Source organism: Parapedobacter sp., assembly GCF_035556095.1.
In the GTDB taxonomy this organism is placed as follows: domain Bacteria; phylum Bacteroidota; class Bacteroidia; order Sphingobacteriales; family Sphingobacteriaceae; genus Parapedobacter.
Map to the genome: position 1 here is coordinate 286395 of NZ_DATMFT010000032.1, position 18483 is coordinate 304877.

Annotated in this window: 12 protein-coding genes; 9 read left to right on the plus strand and 3 right to left on the minus strand. The window is 49.2% G+C overall.

Annotated features, from left to right (window positions below; genetic code table 11):
- Positions 1-95: 95 nt before the first annotated feature.
- The 8 genes from dnaE (at position 96) to lpxB (ending at position 11959) form a co-directional block, all read left to right on the plus strand.
- Positions 96-4526 carry a DNA polymerase III subunit alpha gene (gene dnaE / locus VNQ80_RS20685; protein ID WP_325642318.1) on the plus strand — a complete coding sequence of 1477 codons (4431 nt, stop codon included), beginning with the start codon at positions 96-98 and terminating at the stop codon, positions 4524-4526.
- A gap of 176 nt (positions 4527-4702) precedes the next feature.
- Positions 4703-5020 carry a thioredoxin gene (trxA, locus tag VNQ80_RS20690; RefSeq protein WP_325642320.1) on the plus strand — a complete coding sequence of 106 codons (318 nt, stop codon included), beginning with the start codon at positions 4703-4705 and terminating at the stop codon, positions 5018-5020.
- Positions 5021-5141: 121 nt separating this feature from the next.
- Positions 5142-6617, plus strand: coding sequence for an RNA polymerase factor sigma-54 (gene rpoN, locus VNQ80_RS20695; RefSeq protein WP_325642322.1), 1476 nt, complete (start codon positions 5142-5144; stop codon positions 6615-6617).
- Between the two features lie 58 nt (positions 6618-6675).
- Positions 6676-7542 (plus strand): hypothetical protein, encoded by an 867-nt coding sequence (locus VNQ80_RS20700; RefSeq protein ID WP_325642324.1) that lies wholly within the window; start codon positions 6676-6678, stop codon positions 7540-7542.
- A gap of 65 nt (positions 7543-7607) precedes the next feature.
- The gene (locus tag VNQ80_RS20705) at positions 7608-8480 is read left to right on the plus strand and encodes a carbon-nitrogen hydrolase (protein WP_325642403.1); all 873 of its coding nucleotides are present in this window, start codon (positions 7608-7610) and stop codon (positions 8478-8480) included.
- Positions 8481-8534: 54 nt separating this feature from the next.
- Entirely contained in the window at positions 8535-9578 is a 1044-nt protein-coding gene (locus VNQ80_RS20710; RefSeq protein WP_325642326.1) for an agmatine deiminase family protein, read from the plus strand.
- A gap of 44 nt (positions 9579-9622) precedes the next feature.
- The gene (locus VNQ80_RS20715) at positions 9623-10831 is read left to right on the plus strand and encodes a porin (protein ID WP_325642328.1); all 1209 of its coding nucleotides are present in this window, start codon (positions 9623-9625) and stop codon (positions 10829-10831) included.
- 3 nt (positions 10832-10834) lie between these two features.
- Positions 10835-11959, plus strand: a complete 1125-nt coding sequence (lpxB, locus tag VNQ80_RS20720; RefSeq protein ID WP_325642329.1) for a lipid-A-disaccharide synthase — start codon at positions 10835-10837, stop codon at positions 11957-11959.
- 19 nt (positions 11960-11978) lie between these two features.
- Here the strand turns inward: lpxB and aroB are convergent, their stop codons facing one another.
- The 3 genes from aroB to VNQ80_RS20735 are packed head-to-tail and all read right to left on the minus strand — an operon-like array spanning position 11979 to position 13697.
- Entirely contained in the window at positions 11979-13049 is a 1071-nt protein-coding gene (gene aroB / locus VNQ80_RS20725; RefSeq protein WP_325642331.1) for a 3-dehydroquinate synthase, read from the minus strand.
- A 10-nt stretch (positions 13050-13059) separates the two neighbouring features.
- Positions 13060-13485: a hypothetical protein gene (locus VNQ80_RS20730; RefSeq protein ID WP_325642333.1), complete on the minus strand. Its 426-nt coding sequence runs from the start codon at positions 13483-13485 to the stop codon at positions 13060-13062.
- On the minus strand, positions 13482-13697 hold the full coding sequence (locus VNQ80_RS20735) for an RNA-binding S4 domain-containing protein (RefSeq protein WP_325642335.1): 216 nt from the start codon (positions 13695-13697) through the stop codon (positions 13482-13484). Before VNQ80_RS20735 ends, VNQ80_RS20730 begins: the two co-directional genes overlap by 4 nt.
- 269 nt (positions 13698-13966) lie before the next feature.
- Here VNQ80_RS20735 and gltB point away from each other — a divergent pair, with 269 nt between their 5' ends.
- Positions 13967-18481: a glutamate synthase large subunit gene (gltB, locus tag VNQ80_RS20740; protein WP_325642337.1), complete on the plus strand. Its 4515-nt coding sequence runs from the start codon at positions 13967-13969 to the stop codon at positions 18479-18481.
- The last annotated feature ends 2 nt before the right edge of the window (positions 18482-18483 follow it).

An 18483-nucleotide genomic window follows, 5' to 3' on the forward strand; every position in this document is an offset into this window, starting at 1 on the left:
GCCACGGTTCGGCTGGCGTTAGGCATTCCCACCAAAAAACCATAAGTTTGTTTGGGTATTTTTTTTATCCGATCAGGTTTTTTTTGAGGGAAGCGATGTACTTGATTTTTGACACCGAAACGACGGGTCTCCCGAAGCGTTGGGACGCACCGATAACCGACACAGACAACTGGCCCCGTTGTATACAGATTGCATGGCAACTGCACGATGCCATGGGTGAACTCGTTGAGCACCAAAACTACCTGGTTAAACCGGATGGATTCAATATTCCATTTGACGCTGAAAGAATACACGGTATCTGCACAGAGCTCGCTGACGAACAGGGGGAACCCTTGGCCAATGTATTGCAGAAATTCAATGAGGCATTAGCCAAAGCCAAATTCGTCGTTGGCCAAAACATTGGATTCGATATCAATATCATGGGTTGTGAATTTCATCGGTCCGGTATCGATTCGCCGATGGCCCAGCTGCCGGTACTCGACACCTGTACCGAAATAACTGCCGAGTTGCTCCGGATACCCGGAGGCCGCGGTGGCAAATTCAAACTGCCCAACCTCACGGAGTTACACCAATACCTTTTCGGGGTGCCTTTTGCCGAAGCCCATAATGCAACGGCCGACGTGGAGGCTACCACCCGATGTTTCCTCGAATTGGTGAAACGGGAGGTGTTTACTGCCGCCGAATTGCAGGTGGACACGGGTTATTTTGTCGAATTCCGCCAACGGAATCCGCAGCCCATCCCCCCTATCGGACTCTCGCATGTCAACCTCAAAGCGGCGTCTGACGAAATCCGGAAGCGCCTGCAAAGCCAACAACAAACGGCCATTCCCACGCAAGATCTGGAAGCAAACAAGCGGGATATGGCTGCGGTGGACTTCGTGCATTTGCACAACCACACCCAATTCTCCGTATTGCAGTCAACGATTTCCGTTAACAGCCTAGTCAAAGCTGCGGCCACCCACAAGATGCCGGCAGTAGCGATTACTGACCATGGCAACATGATGGGGGCTTTCCAGTTTGTAAGCGCCGTCCTCAATCACAATAAGGCCGCTGAGGCCAAAAACAAAGCGGCCGAGGAGGCTGGCGAGGCACCTGCCGAGTCAACAATCAAACCGATCGTTGGTTGTGAGTTCTATGTTTGCGAGGACCATACGGACAAATCCCGAAAGGACAACGGCTACCAGGTTGTTTTTCTTGCCAAAAACAAAGCTGGCTACCACAACTTAGCCAAAATGGCATCCATCGCCTATACCCGGGGGTTTTACTATGTACCCCGTATTGACCGCGCTGTCGTGGAGGAATACAAGGATGACCTAATTGTATTATCGGGTAACCTATACGGTGAAATTCCCAACAAATTGCTCAACATGGGAGAGCACCAAGCTGAAGAGGCTTTGGTTTGGTGGAAAAACACGTTCGGTACCGATTTCTATATCGAAGTGATGCGGCATGGCCAGGAAGACGAAGATCGGGTAAACGGAAGCCTCATTTCGCTAGCCGCAAAACACGGTGTGAAAATTATTGCGACGAATAACACGTATTATATCAATAAAGCGGACGCCCACGCACACGACATTCTGCTGTGCGTGAAAGATGGCGAAAAACTCACGACCCCGAAAGGCCGTGGACGCGGTTTCCGCTTCGGCTTACCCAACGACGAGTATTACTTCAAATCGGGCGAGGAAATGAAAATGGCTTTTGCGGATCTTCCGGAAGCTATCCTCAATATTCAGGAAATAGTCGACAAAGTCGAACCTTATTCGTTATACCGCGATGTATTGCTTCCCAAGTTTGAAATACCGGATGAATTTCAGGTGCCGGAAGATCAGGAAGACGGCGGCAAGCGTGGCGAAAACAAATATTTGCGACACCTCACATACGTGGGGGCACAAAAGCGATATCCTGATATTATACCAGAAATCCGCGAGCGCTTAGATTTTGAATTGGCTACGATTGAACGTACGGGATATCCTGGTTATTTCTTGATTGTACAAGACTTCATAGCCGCCGCTCGCCGAATGGGTGTGTCTGTGGGGCCAGGGCGGGGATCAGCGGCTGGATCTGCAGTAGCCTACTGCCTTGGTATCACCAATATCGACCCGGTCGCTTACGACCTCCTTTTCGAACGGTTTCTGAACCCCGACCGTATATCCATGCCCGATATTGATATTGATTTCGACGACGAAGGCCGGGGGCGTGTGATGGACTACGTAATCGGTAAATACGGTGCAAACCAGGTAGCTCAGATCATCACCTATGGCACCATGGCGGCAAAGTCGTCAATCCGCGACACCGCGCGGGTGCTGGACCTCCCTTTGTTTGAGGCCGATAAAATAGCGAAGCTCATCCCCAACTTGAAGCTTAATAAAATCTTCAACATGGATGCCAAAGCACTCAAAAGTGCGCTCCGCGGGGATGAAGTGGACAATGTACAGCAATTGGTATCCATGGCTGAAGGGAACGGGCTCGAAGCAGAGACCATCCGTCAAGCCAAGGTACTGGAAGGCTCACTTCGGAATACGGGCATCCACGCATGTGGGGTAATTATCACACCTGACGACATCACCAACTTCGTTCCGGTGGCAACAGCCAAGGATTCCCAGCTATACGTGACCCAATTTGACAACGCCGTGGTGGAAAGTGCGGGGTTACTCAAAATGGATTTTTTGGGACTCAAGACCCTTACACTCATTAAAGACACCGTGAAAATCGTCAAGCACCGGCACGGTGTTGAGCTTCTTCCAGACGAATTCCCGATAGACGACCAGCAAACCTACGAGCTTTTCCAGCGCGGTGAAACGGTCGGCATTTTCCAATACGAGTCGCCTGGCATGCAGAAATACATGAAGGAACTCAAACCGACCGTATTCGGTGACCTCATTGCGATGAATGCGTTGTACCGACCGGGACCTATGGAATACATCCCCAGTTTTATCCGGCGGAAACATGGGCTAGAGCCCATTACCTACGATCTTGAAGCGTGTGAGGAATACCTGAAGGAAACCTATGGTATATCGGTATACCAAGAACAAGTGATGCTCCTCTCGCAAAAGTTAGCCAACTTCACGAAAGGCGAAGCGGACGTGCTTCGAAAAGCGATGGGGAAAAAACAACGCGATGTACTGGATAAAATGAAAACCAAGTTCATCGACCAGGCGGCTACCAACGGGCACCCACCCAAGGTGTTGGAGAAAATATGGAAAGACTGGGAAGCATTCGCCAGTTACGCGTTCAACAAATCACACTCCACATGCTATGCCTGGGTGGCCTACCAGACGGCCTACCTGAAAGCGCATTACCCGGCAGAATACATGGCGGCGGTACTTTCAAACAACATGAACGATATCAAACAGGTAACGTTTTTTATGGAAGAATGCAAGCGGATGGGCTTGCAGGTGTTAGGACCAGATGTCAACGAATCGTATTACAAGTTTACGGTAAACAACCAAGGAGCTATCCGCTTCGGCATGGGCGCAGTAAAAGGGGTGGGTGCCGGTGCGGTAGACACCATCGTGGAAAGCCGCAACGACAAACCTTATTTGTCCATCTTTGATTTAGCACGCCGGATCGATCTACGCGCAGCCAATAAGAAAGCGCTGGAAAGCCTGGCCTACGCGGGTGGATTTGATTGTTTCGCGAATACGCACCGCGCACAGTATTTCCACGCAGATAGCGACGGGGGTACGGTGCTTGAGAAGTCGTTGAAATATGGTGCCAAGTACCGCGAAAGTGAAAGCTCGGCACAGGTGAGCCTATTTGGTGGTGGCAGCAATGTGGAGATACCGGAACCGACACTCCCTCACTGCACTGAATGGGGGCTGATTGAAAAGCTCAAATACGAAAAAGACGTAATCGGAATCTACCTAACTAGCCACCCACTGGATAGCTACCGCTTTGAAATCACACATTTCTGCCAACATCCGGTTAAGCTCCTCACCCTGATCGACAAAATAAAGCAGGCCGAGGTGGCAGAAGAAGTTCGCGAGGAATTCAACAAGATCAAGAACCGTGAACTCACGATAGGCGGTATGATCACTGCGGCTAATCACCGGATTACCAAAAATGGAAAACCATTTGGCGTCATGGTGGTGGAAGACTACTCCGACTCCTATGAAATCGCGCTGTTCGGTGAAGAATACGTAAAAATGAAAGGTTACCTCAACGAAGGTTATTTCGTACAGCTACGGGGTATGGTTGCGGAGCGATACCGTCAAGCCGGCAATTGGGGTTTTGAGATAAAAAGCATGCAATTGTTGTCCGATTTGCGCGATAAGCTTGCTAAAAGTTTGACCATACAGGTACCGCTCCATGAGCTGAACGATGGTTTCGTCGAGCGCATACAACAGCTTGTTCATACCAACATCGAACAACATGAGAGTAAAACCTGTCAATTGCGGTTTGCCATCCGAGACATGGAATCGGAAATCAGTATTGAAATGCCCTCTAAAGGACTGAAAATCAACCTTAGCAATGACTTCATTGAAACTATTACCAAAATAAACGGTGTTCATTACAAGTTAAATTAATGTCAGATTGTCGTGGTTTATAACTTGGTAACGATTTTGATCGCTATATTTGTTGAATAGAAGCGGTTAGTAGCTGGAAACCGCCGACGGTATTGCTGCATGTCTTTAAGCAGGGAATAGCCGACGGCAAAAAAGAAAAACGAACAACAAAAAAACAAATATAACGATTAAACATCATGGCATTAGAAATCACAGACAGCAACTTCGATGAAGTTGTACTTCAATCAGACAAGCCTGTATTGGTGGATTTTTGGGCGGAGTGGTGCGGCCCCTGTCGCATGGTAGGCCCCATTGTAGAGGAGTTGGCTAAAGAATACGATGGCAAAGCCGTGGTAGGCAAGGTAAATGTCGACTATAACCCCGATATCTCGGTGAAGTATGGTATCCGCAATATTCCTGCGCTGTTGTTCTTTAAAGACGGCCAGATTGTGGATAAGCAAATCGGTGCAGTACCCAAATCGGTATTGGCCGACAAGTTGGTTAAACAACTTTAAGGCAAGCTATAAATCCAGATGGTATGGCCCGTGGTTGAATAACCACGGGCTATGTTTTTTCATTAATGGCATCGCATGCAGGTTTCCTGTATTTTCTGTATGTTTGTGAAGTATTTAAGTTATGCTAAAACAGACTTTACAACAAAAGCTACTACAGAAACTTTCACCGCAGCAAATCCAATTTATCAAACTGCTGCAGGTGCCCACCGTATCGTTGGATACGCGCATTAAGGAAGAGCTGGAAGAAAACCCGGCATTGGAAGACATCAGCCTAGCCAATATGAACGAGCCCGTTGAAGAATATCCGGACAAAGATCCGGATGATGATAACTTCAATGAAGACGAGCAATCGGGCGAGCTGGATGAATTCAATGTAGATGATTACCTGCAAGCAGACGACATAAACGACTACGGATCAAGCCAAAGCAATGGTGGTGACGACGAAGATGACCGTAAAGAAATACCTATAGCCATCCAAAACTCTTTTTTCGAGAACTTGCAACAACAACTCGACCTGTTGGCGTTGTCTGATAAGGATTTTCTTATTGGACAGCAAATCATCGGCAGTTTGGATGATGACGGTTATTTACGACGGCCCATATCCTCCTTGATAGATGACTTGGCATTTGCTCAGAACGTTATTGCCGAAGAGGAGGAAGTGGCAGACATACTCAAAATCATCCAAGGGTTCGATCCGGCGGGGATTGGTGCCCGCGATTTACAGGAGTGCCTGCTCATTCAGCTTCGAAAAAAGGATCAGGAAAATCCGGTTATTAAAAAGGCGGTTACCGTGGTTGAAGACCACCTCGATGAATTTACCAAGAAACATTACGATAAGCTTGAGCGGGCGCTTAACATCGATTCGGACGAACTGAAGGAAATTGTCAACGAAATCCTCAAGCTCAATCCGAAACCGGGAGATTCGGGAGCAGTGGCCGGCAAGCAACTTCATATCATTCCCGATTTCCACATTACAAACAACGATGGTGTGCTTCACCTCACCCTCAACGCCCGAAATGCGCCCGAACTCCGTGTAAGTCGTTCGTATCAGGAAATGTTTGACCACTATGACAAAGCGGCTCAGAAAGATAAAAAAATGAAAGAAGCCGTTCAGTTTGTCAAACAAAAACTCGATTCCGCCAAGTGGTTCATCGATGCCATAAAGCAACGGCAACAGACCCTGCTCAAAACGATGAACGCGATTATGAACTACCAATACGACTATTTCCTTACCGCCGATGAGCGAAAGCTTAAACCGATGATTCTTAAGGATATTGCAGACCGTATCGACATGGATATCTCCACGGTCTCCAGGGTGGCTAACTCCAAATACGTACAGACGGAGTTTGGCACGTTCTTGCTGAAGTCATTCTTTTCGGAGGCCATCCAAACGGATAGCGGAGAGGAAGTATCCAATAAAGAAGTAAAAAAGATACTGGAAGAATGTATCTCTACGGAAAACAAACGGAAGCCGCTTGCTGACGAGAAGCTTACCGAAATACTGAAAGAAAAGGGGTATACCATCGCCCGCCGAACGGTTGCCAAATACCGGGAAGCTATGGGGATACCGGTAGCGCGCCTGAGGAAGGAATTGTAGACGATGTGATGATTTGGAAACCGATAGCTAGTTAATTGACAAATAAATCTTTAATACGATGAACAATTCACTTCTTATTGCAACGGGTGCAGCCTTAGTGCTATGGGGTTGTGGAGGAAGCCAAAAAGGTGACACCGCGGAAACAACCATGGTAACCCCGCAGCTGACGCAAGTATGGAAAACCGACACGGTATTCACTGGTTCGGAATCTACCTTATATGACCCATCGGCTGACGTCATATACGTCTCCAGCGGCAATACCAACGCTGGTGATAAAGACAATGATGGATTTATATCCGTTATGAACACAGACGGTACCATCCGCGACCTTAAGTGGGTGGAAGGCAACCTCCATGCACCGAAAGGGATGGCACTTCTTGACGGCAAATTGTACGTAACCGACATTGACGAAGTGAAAATCATCGACGTAGCCTCGGCAACCATTGAAAAAACAATAGCTGTCGAAGGAGCCGTCTTTTTGAATGACGTGGCCACGGATGGTCAACAGGTGTACTTCTCAGACACTCGTGCAGGTAACATTTATGCCTTGGCTGCCGATGGTAGTTACACGATTATATCGGAAAATGCTGGCGTGAATGGGTTGGAATGCCACGACGGTCATCTCTTTGCACTGGACGGTGAAGGCTTAAAGAAATTCAGTAAAGATGGCGAATACACACAAGAAGTCATCAATACAGACGTAACCGGCGGCGATGGGCTTGTTATCATCAATGATAGTACCTTCGTAGCTAGTAGATGGCATGGCGAAATCTTCTTTATCCGCGGCAACGAAACAACGGTACTGCTCGATACCCAAGCCGACGAATCCAATACCGCCGATATCGGTTTCGTACCGGATCAGAAACTGGTCATCGTGCCGACGTTCTTAAAAAATGAAGTTGCGGCCTACGAGTTGGCGTACTAGTCTGCTACGCAACCTTTTTTACTGTTGTAATTAGTCGTACCTTTGTACCGATAAAGGAATGCATGATGACCAACGTAAAAATCGGGACTGTACAGATGAGTTGTGTGGCTGATAAGGCTACAAATCTTAACAAAGCAATCGATCAGATTCGGATAGCCGCAGCCAAGGGAGCCCAGATAATCTGCCTCCAGGAGCTATTTACATCGCTTTACTTCTGCGATGTAGAAAGTTACGACAATTTTGAATTAGCTGAAGCGATTCCGGGCCCGTCTACTGAGGCATTGCAAGTTGCAGCAGCCGAGTTGGGCGTTGTTATTGTAGCATCCCTTTTTGAAAAACGGGCCGAAGGTCTCTACCACAATACAACAGCCGTTATTGATGCTGACGGTTCCTACTTGGGTAAATACCGTAAGATGCACATTCCGGATGACCCGGGCTTTTACGAGAAGTTCTATTTCACGCCGGGAGATCTTGGCTACAAGGTCTTCAAAACCCGATATGCAACCATAGGTGTACTCATCTGCTGGGATCAATGGTATCCCGAAGCGGCCCGTATAACGGCGTTGACGGGGGCTGAAATCCTGTTCTTCCCCACAGCGATCGGCTGGGCCACCGACCAAGACACGGAAACCAACAAGGATCAATACAATGCATGGCAAACGATCCAGCGGAGCCACTCAGTGGCCAACGGACTACCGGTAGTGAGTGTCAACCGTGTCGGTTTTGAACAAAACGGCGCCATGAAGTTCTGGGGAGGAAGCTTTGTGACCAATGCACAGGGAAAGCTGTTGTATTTGGCATCCCATGATGTTGAGGAAACGCAGGTCACAGAGGTTGACCTGTCACAATCGGACTACTTCCGTAAACACTGGCCTTTTTTACGCGACCGAAGGATTGACAGCTATCAGCCAATTACTAAACGGTTTATTGACGAGTAACTCGAAAACGATATTCCAACTTTTTTCCAAAAACCCGTCGTTCTTTTGTATAAAATGACTGCTACACCCAAAAAGCTAGGATATCATTTCCCCGCAGAGTGGTACCCCCATCGCGCCACATGGTTGAGCTGGCCCCATAAAGAAGCCAGCTGGCCGGGTAAACTGGAAATGATATATGCACCTTACTGCGCATTCATCCGTGAAGTATCCCTCGGCGAACAGGTCTGCATCAATGTTGCAGACGGGGCGATGGAAACCGTTGCCAGCGCCCATTTGGAAAAGGCCGGCGTAAACTTGGAAAACATCCGCTTTTTCCACCACCCAACGGATGATGCGTGGTGCCGTGACCATGGGCCAGCTTTTTTAATAAATCGCGATACCAACATTGAAAAGGCCATCGTGGATTGGGGTTATAATGCCTGGGGTAATAAATACCCGCCTTACGAACAAGATGACGTGATCCCGACACTAGTAGGCAAGGCGTTGGATCTACCTGTCTTCCATCCGGGTATCGTGATGGAGGGTGGAGCGGTTGATTTCAATGGACAAGGGGCGGTACTTACTACGAAGGCATGCCTGCTGAATAAAAACCGCAACCCGCACCTTACGCAAGATCAAATAGAAACGTATCTTCAGGAATATTACGGTATTTCGCAAGTGCTGTGGCTGGGTGATGGCATTGTTGGGGACGATACGGACGGCCATATCGACGACATTACACGATTTGTGAGTACCGATACGGTAGTTACGGTAATCGAAGAGAACCGTACGGACGAAAATTATGGCATTCTACAGGAAAACCTGCGGATGCTGAAAAGAATGCGATTGGAAAATGGCAAGCCACTCAATATTTTGGAGCTGCCAATGCCGGCTCCAGTTTTTTACGACGGCCAACGGCTACCGGCATCGTATGCCAATTTCTACATCGCCAATGCAGCCGTAGTGGTACCGACTTACCGTGATGACAAAAATGATCAACGGGCGTTGGATGTTTTGGAGACGTGTTTTCCACATCACAAAGTCGTAGGCATCGATAGTACCGATATCATTTGGGGCCTTGGCAGCTGGCACTGCCTCAGCCAACAGGAGCCGCGATAACGGTCGCCTCCCTAATAACATTTTATGTAAATACCGATCGACAGATGAATAAGACATTCCTTTCCCTCCTTACTACGTCCGTGCTATTGATTGCGACTTTCGAAGCACTCGCCCAACGTGAGCATGACGAGCGGCCGACAATTGAGAATTTCAAAGGTATCCAATATACCGGCGACGACTCGACATTCTATATCAATTTTCGTTTCCGGATGCAAAGCCGTTTGAAATACACGGCTGTTGGTGGTGATGACCTCGGCGTGGAAAGTTTAGAAGCGCGGATTAGGCGTTTGCGCCTCCGGATGGATGGTTACATTTATAATCCCAAATTTTCATACAGCATTCAATTGGGTTTTACCCGCGGCGACCAAGATTATGACGACACCGATGTACCCAACCTCGTGCGCGACGCCGTTGTCTTCTACAATTTTACCGACAATTTTTATATGGCCTTTGGCCTTAACAAGCTCCCGGGCAACAGACAGCGGGTCAACTCTTCGGGCGAATTACAATTCGCCGAGCGTTCTTTGGTCAACGCGACCTTCAATGTAGACCGCGATTTTGGCATAAAAGCATACTACTCGCCTACGATCGGTTCAGTTCCATTCCATTTTAAGGGCGCCGTAACCACCGGCGAGGGACGGGTAGCCAATACGACTGACGATGGCTTGGCATACACCGGCAGGGCCGAATTTTTGCCTTTAGGCGAATTTACAAATGGTGGTGATTATTACGAAGGCGACCTCGAATACGAGGAAACACCAAAGCTTTCTATCGGTGGAGGCTACAGCTTCAACGACCGGACCACGCGGGTACATGGCCAAACCGGCGGATACCTGGGTGCACCGCTTACATTAAAGACCTCCTTTTACGACGCCATCTTCAAATACCGCGGTTGGGCTTACCAGGTGGAATACATGAAACGCGCAGTCGATGACCCTATTACCATTGATCGCGATGGGGAAACAATTTACGCATTCAAGGGACAAGGCGTAAACCAACAACTCTCCTACCTCATTAACCGAGACGCAGGGTATGAGGTTGCTAGCCGGTATACGTGGATCAAACCCCACGATGATATCCGCGCATTCGAAGCACAAACAGAGGTGGTGGAATTGGGATTGACTAAATATTTCCGTGCCCACCGCGTAAAGCTGCAACTCAACGCCAACTACCAAATCAAGGATGGCATTTACCAAACGGCCCATGACGGTAACCATTGGGGCGGGACGTTCCAGATTGAGTTGGGTATATAAAAAATGAAGTATTACATCATAGCCGGAGAGACATCGGGCGACCTACACGGCGCCAACTTAATCAACGCTTTGAAAGACGTCGACGCTGATGCCCAATTCCGCATCGTTGGCGGGGACCGCATGCAGCAGGCATCGGCTGAAAATCCGGTTATTCACACCTCCCAGATGGCATTCATGGGTTTCGTCGAAGTACTTGCCAACATCCGGGCAATCGCCCGAAACCTGCGTACTGTGAAGGCAGATATTATCGCCCATGAACCGGACGCACTCGTGCTTATCGACTTTCCAGGCTTCAATCTCAAAATTGCCGAATTTGCCAAAAAAGCGGGCATACGCGTATGCTATTATATCTCACCGAAAGTGTGGGCATGGAATCAAAAGCGGGTATTGAAGATTAAGCGCGTTGTCGATAAATTGTTCTGTATCCTTCCATTCGAGGTGGATTTTTACCGGAAATGGAACATGGAAGTAGACTACGTGGGAAATCCACTCCTTGATGCCATAGCGAATCACACCGTCGATACCCGCTTTGCGGAAACGCACCGGCTCACGGACAAGCCCATCATCGCACTGCTGCCGGGCAGCCGCGCAATGGAAATCCGCCGTATATTGCCGATCATGGCCAATGTATCGCGCTTATTCCCCGGCCACCACTGCGTAGTTGCAGGGGCACCTAACTTCGACCGGCAGTTTTACGAGCAATACATGGCGGGATTGGCACTGCCCGTCGTGTTTGATGCCACTTACGATTTACTGAAGCATGCCGAAGCTGCGGTGGTTACCAGCGGCACCGCCACATTGGAAACCGCCCTGCTACGGGTTCCCCAAGTAGTGGTATACAAAGCCAATCCAGTCTCCATTTTAATTGCTAGGATGGTCATTAAGGTACGGTTCATTTCGCTCGTCAACCTGATCACAGATATGCTGGCCGTACGCGAGCTTATCCAAAAGGATTGCAACACAGACCATATAGCCGACGAATTGGACCTGCTGATCAATAATAAGGAATACCGGGATAATATCTTGGAAAACTATGATTTATTGATCGCGAAAATGGGCGATCCGGGCGCTTCCGAACGCACAGCCAAGTTGATAACGGAATTTTTAAAAGAAACAAACCAGCCATAATGGATGGTCCGCTCAACAGTTAACCGATCAGCCCCCTGTAAAAATCAAGGCTTTCCTTGATCGTTTCCTCATCGACGAATACATCGACATCGCATGCGCCGATGGCATTGAGTAGCGCAAAGCCAATGCGGTCACCGGCATTTTTCTTGTCGTTTTTCATCAAAGCGATCAACTGCCCATAAATTTCCTTTCCGAATCGATAATCGGGAAAATGTTGACGAAATGTATGGATAATGTCCGCCAGAGCCTCATCCCCTAGGCTATTCAGGCGTCGAGCAAGATACGCCTCGCAGATCATGCCCACAGCAATCGCTTCACCGTGCAGCAGCGGGTCACCGTCATGGGCCAATGAATAGCCTTCAATGGCATGGCCGATGGTATGTCCGAAATTCAATATTTTGCGCAATCCTCTTTCGTGGGGATCTTGGGTTACTACGTTATTTTTGATGGCCACCGAATGTTTGATATCATCCAGATTAATCGTTGTTGCATCCCTTTCTTTCACTACTTCATAAAAGGTCCGATCGGCAATCAACCCGTGTTTAATCACCTCGGCAAAGCCCGAAACCAATTGCCGATTATCCAAGGTTTCCAAGAAATCCGTCGCGATAAACACGGCTTCGGGTTGCGCAAACGTACCGATAATGTTTTTCACATGGCCCATATCGATACCCGTCTTGCCACCGACAGAGGCGTCCACCTGAGACAATAGTGTGGTAGGAACTTGCACGAAGTCTATTCCACGTTTGAACGTGGAGGCCGCGAAGCCGCCCATGTCTGTTACAACACCACCTCCTAGATTAATCAACAGACTTTGCCTATCAGCCCCAAAATCGAGCATCATCTTCCAAATCCCGACACAGAAATCGATGTTCTTATTCTCCTCACCCGGGTCTACCTCGATGAGGTCACATCCCTGTAGCCGTGGCACAGCTTCCTGCAGCACCGGCAAGCAATGTATGCTGGTGTTCCTATCGGTAAGTATAAGTATTTTCGAGTAGTTACGTGTTTGAAGGAAGTTATCCAATGTGATTAAGGTGTTGTCAAAAAAAACCTCGTAACCAGTACTTGCTATGCTATTTTTACTCATTTATCGTGTTTTATCTTACTTTCATCAGTTTCAACTCAAAGTCCTTCACCCGATCGTAGTAAGGAATATCCGAACGCCGCGCAAATTGGATAAAATGCATAATAATACTATCCCGCTGGTTTTGCGGAATGGTGGGGCCAATATCCGTACCTTTGTCATCTAGGATACGTAAACCCTTGACCTCTTTTATCGAGTCAGGAAACTGTGCCACATGCATCAATACGGCTGCATATTTTTGGATGCCCTTGGAATAGGCAGCGAGTGCCGTCGGCACCTCAACAGTATCCGACTCGATTTTCTCCACCACCGCGTCAGCTCCTTTAGCCACGTATGCCTCGACAGGGATCACCAAAATATAAGGCTTATTGGCATGATTACCATTCCCCTGGCATCCATAAAAAATGATACCGAATGCGATAAAAAATACGGCTTTCATGATTTTTCAATAAGATGTACTTGCTTTCCGTTAAATTCCACGATATCACCCGGTTTGAGTTTCAGACGCTTCCGATAGTCCACGTTGCCGTTCCATCGAACCAGCCCGGCTGACACGACCGCCTGAGCCTCGCCACCGTGCTCCACCCAGTTGAGCGCCTTAAGCAATTGAATCAACTGAATGTATCCCCCTGTGATTTGAAAGGTATCCATACGGCAAACTTAGATAAATTGTCTGAGAAAACAATTTATCGATTGCTACGCACCATCCGTCTATCCCCTTCTGCAAAGCGTCGATTTTTCTCTCCAGATCCTCAATCATTGCAATCCGCGCAACCATATCGACGTATGATTATTATTTTATCAATAAAAACACCTTTTAATAGGTAATTAATAATGAAAATGATAAAAAATTAAAAAAAAACTAATATTTCTTGAAATAATTACTAATTTAGCAAATTAAATACAGCTAACTAAACAGGATGACGGATACATTAACACGACCAGAAGGGCTTTACCAGTCTGATTTTGAGCGGGATGCATGTGGAGTGGGTTTTGTGGCCCATATTAAAGGCAACAAAACACATACGCAGGTGCGGGATGCATTGACCATGTTGGAAAACATGGAGCATAGGGGCGCCTGCGGATGCGATCCGGAGAGCGGAGACGGCGCGGGCATCATGCTCCAACTACCCCATGAGTTCTTATGGGAAGAATGCATAGCATTGGGCATCCAGCTAAGTGAGCCAGGTTATTATGGTACGGGAATGGCATTCCTCCCCAAAGATACCAAAGCAAATGAAATGTGCAGGCAAATCATCCGTCAGGCATCGGAGGAACGTGGGATGCCTTTCCTTGGTTTTCGCACCGTGCCGGTAAACCCGGAGGGCATCGGTAGCACGGCATTGAGTGTGGAACCGGAAATTGTTCAGTTCTTTGTGTCGCGTCCCGAAGGGGTTAATACAACGGCAGATTTCGAACGGAAACTGTTCGTATTGCGGCGGCTTATTACAAAGAAGGCACAGGAGACGGGGGCGGTCAACGATGCCCTCTACATTGCTTCACTCTCCTGCAATGTGATTGTTTACAAGGGTCAGCTGACCACCTATCAAGTTGGCACCTATTTCAAAGACCTATCGGATGAGCGCGTAACATCTGCGTTTGGGTTGGTGCATTCCCGGTTTTCGACAAACACCTTCCCGTCGTGGCAATTGGCGCAGCCGTTCCGGATGCTTGCACATAATGGAGAAATCAACACACTGACAGGGAACCTCAACTGGTTCTATGCCGGGCTCCGTTCATTATCTTCTCCCTATTTCACGGAAGAAGAAATGCAAATCCTGCTGCCCGTTGTAGATGGTCATCAATCGGATTCGGCCTGTTTAGACAACGTGGCAGAGCTGCTGTTACACAGCGGTCGTAGTGTAGCCCATACCATGTTGATGATGGTGCCCGAAGCATGGGATGGCAATACGCAGATGGATCCGCTCAAAAAAGCATTCTACGAATATCACGCTACATTGATGGAGCCGTGGGACGGCCCGGCAGCGCTATGTTTCACTGATGGTACCACCATTGGCGCCATGCTCGACCGCAATGGGTTGCGGCCGTTACGTTTTGCGGTAACGTCTGACGACCGGGTTATCGTGGCGTCAGAGGCCGGTGCACTTCCTGTAGACGAACGTACCATTATTAAGAAGGGCCGCCAACAGCCCGGCAAGATTTTCCTGATTGACATGGAGAAAGGTGAAATCCTTTCTGACGACCAGGTAAAGGGCGAGCTCTCCGCACGCCAGCCCTACGAGGATTGGCTGCACCAATACAAAATCCGGATGGATGAGCTCGCCGAGCCACGGGTTACCTTCACCTATCTTTCCAAAGAGTCGGTTTTCAAATTCCAACAGATTTTCGGCTATTCGCGGGAAGACGTGGAACACATCATCACGCCGATGGCCTTAGATGGCAAGGAGCCGATTGGCTCCATGGGAACTGACGTTCCGTTAGCCGTGCTCTCCAATCACCCACAGCACCTATCGAGTTATTTCAAGCAGTTTTTTGCGCAGGTAACCAATCCGCCGATCGACCCGATACGGGAGCGACTGGTGATGAGTCTGGCAACATTCATCGGCAATGCCGGAAATATCCTGGATGAAAACAAGATGCACTGCCACTGCGTAGCGTTGGAACATCCGATAATAACCAGTAGGGAACTCGAAAAGTTACGTAGCATCGATACCGGTATATTCCAAGCGAAGACCCTACAGTGCTACTTCAATGCAAATGGTAATCCCGGCGCATTGAAAGACGGACTAGACCGCCTTTGTCGGTATGCCGAAGATGCCGTCCGAGATGGGTTTGAGGTGATTATCTTGTCGGACCGGGCCATCGATTCCCAACATGCCGCTATACCCTCGTTGCTCGCGGTTTCTGCGGTACACCACCACCTTATCAAAACGGGCCATCGCGGCGCAGTGGGCTTGGTAGTTGAGGGCGGAGATGTATGGGAAGTCCATCATTTCGCTTGCCTCTTGGCATTCGGTGCCACAGCGATCAACCCGTATATGGCGCTGGCGACCGTCCGTACCCTTAAAGAACAAAAGTTACTGGATACGACATTGACCTGGCCCCAATTAGCCAAGAACTATGTAAAAGCCGTATGCGGTGGGCTGCTCAAAATCTTTTCCAAGATGGGCATCTCTACTCTTCAGTCGTACCACGGCGCGCAGATATTCGAGGTGCTAGGCATCAATAAGGATGTGGTAGACCTTTATTTCTGTGGTGCTGTATCCCGTATCGGCGGATTAGACCTCGACGATATTGCACGGGAAGTACTGAGCAAACACCATCGGGGTTTTACAAGTAGCCGCAATGCGAAAGACCTGTTACCAGAGGGAGGAATTTACCAATGGAAAAGACGGGGCGAAGCCCATCTATTCAATCCGCAGACGGTGCATTTACTACAACAGGCCTGCCGTACGGGCGACTACGAGACGTATAAGAAATACGCGGCCCACATCAATAATCAGGACGAACGACGGTATACGTTACGCGGCCTGCTCGATTTCGCAAGGCACCGCTCGTCCATCAGCATTGATGAAGTGGAACCGGCAGAGAATATCATGAAACGTTTTGCCACAGGCGCCATGTCATTCGGCTCGATATCGCACGAAGCACATAGCACGCTGGCCATCGCCATGAACCGTATTGGCGGTAAAAGCAATACGGGTGAAGGCGGTGAAGACGAGATGCGTTACATCCCGCTACCGAATGGCGACTCCATGCGGTCGGCCATTAAGCAGGTGGCATCGGGTCGTTTCGGTGTGACCTCTAACTACCTAACACAGGCCGATGAGCTGCAAATCAAGATGGCGCAAGGGGCAAAACCCGGGGAAGGCGGGCAACTGCCTGGTCATAAAGTCGACTCATGGATTGCCAAAGTGAGGCACTCCACGCCGGGCGTTGGACTGATTTCTCCCCCACCTCACCACGACATTTACTCCATCGAGGACTTGGCGCAGTTGATTTTCGACCTCAAGAACGCCAATCGCGAAGCACGCATCAACGTGAAACTGGTATCGAAAGCCGGTGTGGGAACGATCGCAGCCGGTGTGGCCAAAGCCCATGCGGACGTCATTCTCATCGCCGGATACGACGGCGGTACTGGAGCATCGCCCATCAGTTCGATTAAGCACGCAGGGCTCCCTTGGGAGCTCGGGCTCGCCGAAAGCCATCAAACGTTGGTAAAGAATGGGCTGCGCAGCCGCGTGGTATTACAAACCGATGGACAATTGAAAACTGGAAAGGATTTGGCCATTGCCACGTTGCTGGGCGCCGAAGAATGGGGCGTAGCTACGGCAGCCTTGGTTGCCGGCGGGTGCATCATGATGCGCAAATGCCACCTGAATACCTGCCCCGTGGGCGTAGCTACCCAAGACCCCGAGCTACGCAAGCTCTTCTCGGGGAAGCCCGAAGACATCGTGAACCTGTTCCGCTTTCTCGCTGAGGAACTTCGCGAGGTTATGGCTGACCTCGGCTTCCGTACCATCAACGAAATGGTGGGTCGGGCACAGTTCCTCAAAAAATGGGAAAACATCGAACATTGGAAAATCAATAAACTCGACCTCTCGCGTATCCTCCATGTGGCGCACAGCCGCACGGGCGACACCCTGTATCAAACGGAACAGCAGGACCATGGATTAGATATGATTTTGGATTGGGGCTTAGTGAAACAAGCCCGGAGCGCGCTGGATAGCAAGACGCCGGTATTCGGCACGTTTAACGTTAAAAACACCGACCGGACCATCGGCACGCTGCTTTCGAATGAGGTTTCTAAAATTTACGGTGGTGATGGACTACCCGACAATACCATCAATTACAAATTTGTCGGCTCGGCCGGGCAGAGCTTCGGTGCATTTGCCGCAAAGGGACTATCTTTTGAATTAGAAGGTGAAGCCAATGATTACGTGGGCAAGGGACTATCGGGCGCTCAGTTGGCTATATACCAACATCAGGCCAGTCCGCGGGTACCGCACGAACACATTATCATTGGCAATGTGGCCCTGTACGGCGCTACATCAGGCCACCTTTTCGTCTGTGGCCAAGCCGGGGAAAGGTTTGCGGTACGCAACTCGGGGGCGACAGCCGTTGTAGAAGGTGTGGGCGACCACGGGTGCGAGTACATGACAGGTGGACGCGCACTGATACTCGGTGCTACCGGGCGTAACTTTGCCGCTGGTATGAGCGGAGGTATCGCTTGGGTTTACGACATCGAAAGTACATTCCGGGAAAACTGCAATACCGAAATGGTAGACTTGGACCCGCTGGAAGCCGAAGACGAAACCGCAATCATGGCGTTACTCAAGCGGCACATCCACCTTACGGGTAGCAAGCGCGCAGCGGCGATATTAAAGAACTGGAAAACGGAAAAGGCCTGTTTCATTAAAGTATTCCCTAGGGAATACAAAAACGTGCTACGGTCCACATTAGTAGAAGCATAAAC